The 6000-nt window shown below is 60.4% G+C and carries 5 protein-coding genes, 1 tRNA gene and 1 rRNA gene; 5 read left to right on the top strand and 2 right to left on the bottom strand.

What is annotated here, in order from left to right; all coding sequences use genetic code 11:
- The first annotated feature begins 108 nt into the window (after positions 1 to 108).
- The 5 genes from IB279_RS36210 (at position 109) to IB279_RS36230 (ending at position 5535) form a co-directional block, all read left to right on the top strand.
- Positions 109 to 1095 (top strand): polysaccharide deacetylase family protein, encoded by a 987-nt coding sequence (locus IB279_RS36210; protein ID WP_113505019.1) that lies wholly within the window; start codon positions 109 to 111, stop codon positions 1093 to 1095.
- 343 nt (positions 1096 to 1438) lie between these two features.
- Positions 1439 to 1645: a BA14K family protein gene (locus IB279_RS36215; protein WP_060580821.1), complete on the top strand. Its 207-nt coding sequence runs from the start codon at positions 1439 to 1441 to the stop codon at positions 1643 to 1645.
- 97 nt (positions 1646 to 1742) lie between these two features.
- Complete coding sequence (locus IB279_RS36220) at positions 1743 to 2360, top strand: DUF1349 domain-containing protein (RefSeq protein ID WP_090301444.1); 618 nt, start codon at positions 1743 to 1745, stop codon at positions 2358 to 2360.
- A gap of 232 nt (positions 2361 to 2592) precedes the next feature.
- Positions 2593 to 4950: an Orn/Lys/Arg decarboxylase N-terminal domain-containing protein gene (locus tag IB279_RS36225; protein WP_060520851.1), complete on the top strand. Its 2358-nt coding sequence runs from the start codon at positions 2593 to 2595 to the stop codon at positions 4948 to 4950.
- 24 nt (positions 4951 to 4974) lie between these two features.
- The gene (locus tag IB279_RS36230) at positions 4975 to 5535 is read left to right on the top strand and encodes a GNAT family N-acetyltransferase (protein WP_113505020.1); all 561 of its coding nucleotides are present in this window, start codon (positions 4975 to 4977) and stop codon (positions 5533 to 5535) included.
- Between the two features lie 73 nt (positions 5536 to 5608).
- On the opposite strand, the gene IB279_RS36235 is transcribed toward IB279_RS36230, so the two are convergent.
- A tRNA-Met gene (locus IB279_RS36235) sits at positions 5609 to 5685 on the bottom strand.
- Positions 5686 to 5890: 205 nt separating this feature from the next.
- Positions 5891 to 6000: ribosomal RNA gene (rrf, locus tag IB279_RS36240) — 5S ribosomal RNA — on the bottom strand; the annotation flags it as partial.

A 6000-nucleotide genomic window follows, 5' to 3' on the forward strand; every position in this document is an offset into this window, starting at 1 on the left:
AGCCGCGCACTTCAAACAGGGAGCGAAACGGCCTTGAGCATTTGTGACAGCGACACGACGCAAAACGGCACTCCGCGCGCAGAAAGAGAAACCAAGCGAGGAAATGGAATGCGCACGAGACTGGTGATGGCGGGTCTCGTGCTGCTGTTGACACCGGCAGATCCGGCCCGGTCGCAGGCGATCGAACCCGTTTGCCCTTCTCCGCACGACAGAACGGTTGCCATCACGTTCGACGATCTCCCTTATACCCGCGCAGGCGATGCGGGAGGGCAGGAACTCGCTGCGGTCGCGAGGGCCACGAACGAAGCCATTCTGGCCGGTCTCGCCGTTCGTAACGTTCCCGCTATCGGGTTTGTCGTCGAACGGCGTGTGCAGGCGCTGGGTGAGATCGGTCAGACACTGTTGGAACCGTGGAACACGGGCCAATTCGAGCTTGGCAATCACAGTGCGAACCACCCCGATAGCAATACCTTGGACGTCGATGCGTTTCGTCGCGAAGTGATTGACGGAGAGGCGACCATTCGGCCGATGGTGGAAAAGGCCGGCCGAACCCTTCGGTTCTTCCGGTTTCCCTACAATCACCTCGGAGACACGGATCAACGTCGCGAGGCGTTCGAACGGGTACTTGGCGAACGCGGTTATCATCTCGCGGCATCCACCATCGATACGTCGGATTATGTGTTTGATGCTGCATATGAACGGGCATTGGCGCGATCCGATACGGCGATGGTCCGAAGGATCGAAGACGCTTACATAGACTATAGCCGCGTCGAGATTGCGTATTATGCGGATCTGAACCGCAAGGTCCTCGGGTGCGAACCGCCCGGCATTCTCCTGCTTCATGCCAATCGCATCAATGCGGCCACCATCGATCGAATACTCGGGCTTTTCAGAAGTACGAGCTACCGCTTCGTCTCCCTGGAGGAGGCGCAAGCCCACCCGGCGTACAGGCAGCCGCCTCGATTTGCCACCAAGTTCGGACCAATGTGGGGGTATCGCTGGGCAAGGGAGCGGGACCTCAAGGTGGATGGAAGCAAGGAGGAAGAGCCTCCGGCATGGGTGACCCGATACACCGATCCCGACGCGCCGCTCTGATCCGCATCCGTGGCCAAGATCGAGCTCCAGCAATCGCTTGGCCGCGACGGCTTAACCCTGTGCTTCGCCGCAATGTTCTCGCAACGCGTGGCCCCAAGACTCCTGAACAGTCGATTCGATATTTGAAGGAGTATGTCCCATGCGTGCGTCGGTCTTCGGTAAGGTTCTCGCGCTGACCGCAGCTTTGGGCGCGACTGTGCCTGCAGCTCCAACCGTCCTTGCTGACGATTACGATGGAGGTTGGCGCCATTGTCGGGACCTTCACGGAAGAGACCGGTGGCGTTGTGAGGAGGCGCGGCGCGATCGGTGGCGCGAGCGCCAGGAAAAACACGACAAGAAGGATATGAAGGCTGGTTTGGCCGCCGGCGCGATCGGTTTGGCCCTCGGTGCCATCATTATCGGTGCGGCACAGGAAGCCGAGCGGAAGCGCGAGGCGGAAGCTTATCGGCGCAACGATCGCGATGCGCGGTGCCTTGCGCGCTACCGCTCCTATGACCCGCGCAGCGGAACATTCATTGGGCGTGACGGCCGGCGCTACGAATGCAGGTGAAGGCTGCGCCTCCGGCCGACAAGTCGCCCACAAAGGCGTGGCGACCTTTCGCGCAGAAACCTTTACGGACGCCTGCTTCGGCCATAGATGTGCTGCAATGGTGGGTGCGTCCTGCGTGCCGATCGTAAGGCTGGAGGGAGTTTTGACGGATTTTACCTGGTTGAATGAGCCTCGAAACTGGAACGTCGAAAATGGCGTGCTAACCCTCAAAACGGAGGCGAATACCGACTTCTGGCAGACAACCTTCTATGGCTTCAGGCGCCATTCCGGTCATGCCAGACTGCAGGCGGTGAGCGGAGATTTTACCGCATCGGTGGTCGTGCGCGGTGATTATCGCGAGCTCTACGATCAAGCCGGGCTGATGCTGATTATCGACGAAACTCACTGGCTCAAGACCGGCATAGAGTTCACCGACGGCCTGATGCATTTCTCGGTTGTCGTCACGAACGGAACGTCGGACTGGTCCGTAATCCCGCTTGCGCAAGCGCAGCCGAACGCCGAAGTGCATATCCGGCTGACGCGGCACGAGGCAGCGCTCAGGGTCCAGTTTCACCTTGGCGATGGTCCGTGGCAGATGGCGCGGTTATGTCCATTCTCCGGTGAAGACGCACGGATCGGTGTCATGGCCTGCTCTCCTGAGCGCGAAGGTTTTACCGCGCAGTTCGAACGATTTTGCCTGGGCGCTCCGATATCGCGCGACTTGCATGCCTCATAGGAACCCTTGCTGCTAGCAGCGGCGATCCGCTCGCCTTGATCGGGCTTTGAAGGGACGTCCGACCCGTCGTCGGTATTCCTTCGCGCGCGCCTTGCCGCAGTGGAACTTCAAGACCGCATCGGGCGTTCCGCAACCTCCTGCGGCTCACAGATCGCGTCTAAGCAGAGCCGCCGTCACAACATCGTCACGAAACGCACGAACAACTCGCTTCGTGTAAATGGCGGAGGCACAGATGGATTACTTCAGACGCTTCACCTTTTTGTTCGCGACACCCGCCTTCGACAACGAGGATCTCGAGGGGGCCAGGTACAAGCAGATTGTCGAGGAGATCGAGCGGTCGGGTTTCGAGGTGGTCCGCGCACGGAGCCTTGAGGATGCAGAAATCGCCGTCCAGACTGACGCGGCCATCGGCTGCATGATGGTTGACTGGGGCAAGAAAGGCATGGAAGGCAAGACCGCCTCCCTCATTAATCTGATGCGCCGACGCGGTCTCGAATTCCCGATCATCCTTCTCATCCGGCGCAAGCGCTTTGAGGACGTACCGGTCGAAGTGCTCGACTTCATCGACGGCTATGTCTTTCTATCCGAAGAGACGCCTGCCTTCATCGCGAAAAACCTCATCAGCCGCCTCAAGCAATATGCCGAGACGATGAAGACGCCTTTCTTTGGCGCGCTGGTGGATTACGCCGAGGAAGGCAACCAGCTTTGGACCTGCCCCGGACACAACGGCGGCGTGTTCTACAGCCGCAGCCCCGTCGGCCGCGTGTTCATGGAGCATCTGGGCGAAGCGGTCTTTCGCGATGATCTTGACAATTCCGTGCTCGATCTCGGCGATCTCCTGACCCATGAAGGGCCGGCGCTCGCCGCCCAGAAGGAAGCCGCCAAGATTTTTGGCGCGGAGAAGACCTACTTCGTCCTTAACGGCACCTCGACTTCCAACAAAGTTGCGCTTTCCGCTCTGGTCACCGATGGCGACCTGGTGCTGTTTGACCGTAACAATCACAAGGCGGCCCATCACGGCGCGCTGATGATCTCCGGCGGCATCCCGGTCTATGTGCCGACCGCCAGAAATGCCCATGGGCTCATTGGCCCCATGGATTTAGGCGCGCTCAATGAGGAGGCGCTGCGCGAACGCATCCGCGCCCACCCGCTGGTCAAGGACCCGGATGCCTGGCAGAAACCGCGCCCGTTTCGGGTGGCGGTGGTGGAACAGTGCACCTATGACGGCACGATCCACAATGCCGAGATGATCCTGAAAGCCATCGGCCATCTGTGCGATTACATCCTGTTCGACGAGGCCTGGGCGGGCTTCATGAAATTTCACCCGCTCTATGCCGGTCGTTTTGCCATGGGCCTTGCCGAACTCGGACCCGAGGCACCGGGCATCATCGCAACGCAATCCACGCACAAGCAGCTTGCGAGCTTTTCGCAGGCATCGCAGATCCACATGAAGGATCGGCACATTACCGGCCAGAAGCGCCGGGTCGAGCACCGACGCTTCAATGAGAGTTTCATGCAGCACGCTTCGACGTCGCCTTTTTATCCGCTCTTCGCATCCCTCGATGTCGGCGCGCAGATGATGAAGGGTCGTTCCGGCGAAGTGCTGTGGGACGATACGATCCGGCTCGGCATCGAGCTTCGCAAGAAAATCCGGGCGGTGCGTAGGGAGTTCGAGGAAAAGGAGCGTCGGCCCGAGCGCCGCTGGTTCTTCGAGCCCTTCGTGCCGGACCGCGTGGCCATGCCGGATGTGGCAAGCCCCGGAGCGGTACACGACGTGCCATGGGAGAGCGTCGCCACCGATCAGCTCGCCACCAATCCGGCCTTCTGGCACCTCACCCCGGGGGCTGCATGGCACGGCTTTTCCGATATGGCGCCGGGCTTCGCGATGACCGATCCCAACAAGCTCACGTTGCTCACGCCAGGTTTTGACAGGGCAACCGGCGCATATTCAGAGCACGGCATTCCCGCCCCGATCGTTGCGCAGTACTTGCGCGAGAACCGGATCGTCGCAGAGAAAAACGATCTCAACTCCCTGCTGTTTCTGCTCACGCCCGGCGTCGAGGCAAGCAAAGCGGGCACACTGATCAGCGGCCTCGTCGCATTCAAACGGCTTCATGACGACAACGCGCCTCTGGAAGAGGTCATTCCGGAGTTCTATCGCCGCCGCCCCGGCCGCTACGCGGGGGTGCGATTGCGTGATCTGTGCGGCGAGATGCATCGATTCTTCCGCGACGCCAATGTCAGCGCGCTGCAGGCCAAGCAGTTTTCCGAAGAGCATCTGCCGGATATCGCCCTTTCACCCCACGACGCGGCGCGCTGCCTTGTGCGCAACGACGTCGACTTTCTGCCGATCGACGCCATTGCCGGGCGGATCGCAACAACACCTTTTGTCGTCTATCCGCCGGGGATCGCCACAATCGTGCCGGGCGAGCGACTGACCGAGCGCGCTCAGCCAATGATCGACTATCTCAAGATGTTCGAAACCTGCTTCAACACTTTCCCCGGCTTCGACGTCGAGATCCAGGGCCTTTACCGCCAAACCGACGCGTCGGGCCGCATACGCCTTCATACCTACGTCGTCGCTGAATAGAATTTTGGAGTTTCGTGACCTCTCATGCCGCAGGATGAAACAATCATCATTCGCCCGTCGCGGGAGAGCGACGTTGATGCCATGCTGGCCATCTATCGCCGGCACATCCGACGCGGCATAGAAGAGGGTGTCGAAGAGGGCGACGCACCACAGCCGGACGACCTTCGCGAGCGGCGGAAGAACCTGAAAAGCCGCCGCTTGCCCCATCTCGTCGCGGTCAACGAGGGCGTGGTGGTCGGATACGCCTATGTCGTGCTGTTTCGCAAGCGCCCCGCCTACCGTTACACGGTCAAGCACTCGATCTATGTTCACCACGAGCATCTCGGTCAAGGCGTCGGACGTCTGCTCATGCGGGGCCTGATCGACGCCTGCGCCGCAGCCGGCTTTCGCCAGATGATCGGCTACATCGACGCCGACAATGTCGCCTCCCTCACTTTGCACGAACGCTTCAACTTCGTACGCGTCGGCCTGCTTCCGGGTGTCGCTTATCGTTACGGGCGCTGGGCCGATAGCGTCATGGTCCAACGCTCTCTGGGTACGGGCTCGACGACGCCGCCACCGCCGCCGCCTCTCTCCACCCGATGAGGGTCGCCCCTGTGCGCGCCGTTCAAACGTCAAAAAGCCCGCTGGATTTCTCCATGCGGGCTTTTTTTTGATTTGGTTGCGGGGGCAGGATTTGAACCTGCGGCCTTCAGGTTATGAGCCTGACGAGCTACCGGGCTGCTCCACCCCGCGTCCAGCGCAAATCCCTGTGGGATTTGGCGCGGTAGCGTAAACCGCTTGCGGTTTATGCTTTTTCCGGTCCGGGTTTTGCGAAGCAAAATCCCGTTGTGTGTTTCGATTTTACCTACGCAAAAAGGCCGCTTGGTGGCGGCCCTTGCGTTTCGGCTTGGCCGAGTTTTGTGTCGAGAAGATTTCCGGTATTTCTTGCGCTTTGCAGACCTGGCAGCGACCTACTCTCCCGCGTCTTAAGACGAAGTACCATCGGCGCTGGGGCGTTTCACGGCCGTGTTCGGAATGGGAACGGGTGCAGCCACCCCGCCAGAACCA

Source organism: Ensifer sp. ENS06, assembly GCF_014852205.1.
Lineage (GTDB): Bacteria > Pseudomonadota > Alphaproteobacteria > Rhizobiales > Rhizobiaceae > Ensifer > Ensifer adhaerens.

Excerpts from the sequence above, each read along its gene's own strand:
- IB279_RS36210 (WP_113505019.1), top strand. The coding sequence starts at position 109 with ATGCGCACGAGACTGGTGATGGCGGGTCTCGTGCTGCTGTTGACACCG.
- IB279_RS36215 (WP_060580821.1), top strand. The coding sequence starts at position 1,439 with ATGAAGGCTGGTTTGGCCGCCGGCGCGATCGGTTTGGCCCTCGGTGCC.
- IB279_RS36220 (WP_090301444.1), top strand. The coding sequence starts at position 1,743 with ATGGTGGGTGCGTCCTGCGTGCCGATCGTAAGGCTGGAGGGAGTTTTG.
- IB279_RS36225 (WP_060520851.1), top strand. The coding sequence starts at position 2,593 with ATGGATTACTTCAGACGCTTCACCTTTTTGTTCGCGACACCCGCCTTC.
- IB279_RS36230 (WP_113505020.1), top strand. The coding sequence starts at position 4,975 with ATGCCGCAGGATGAAACAATCATCATTCGCCCGTCGCGGGAGAGCGAC.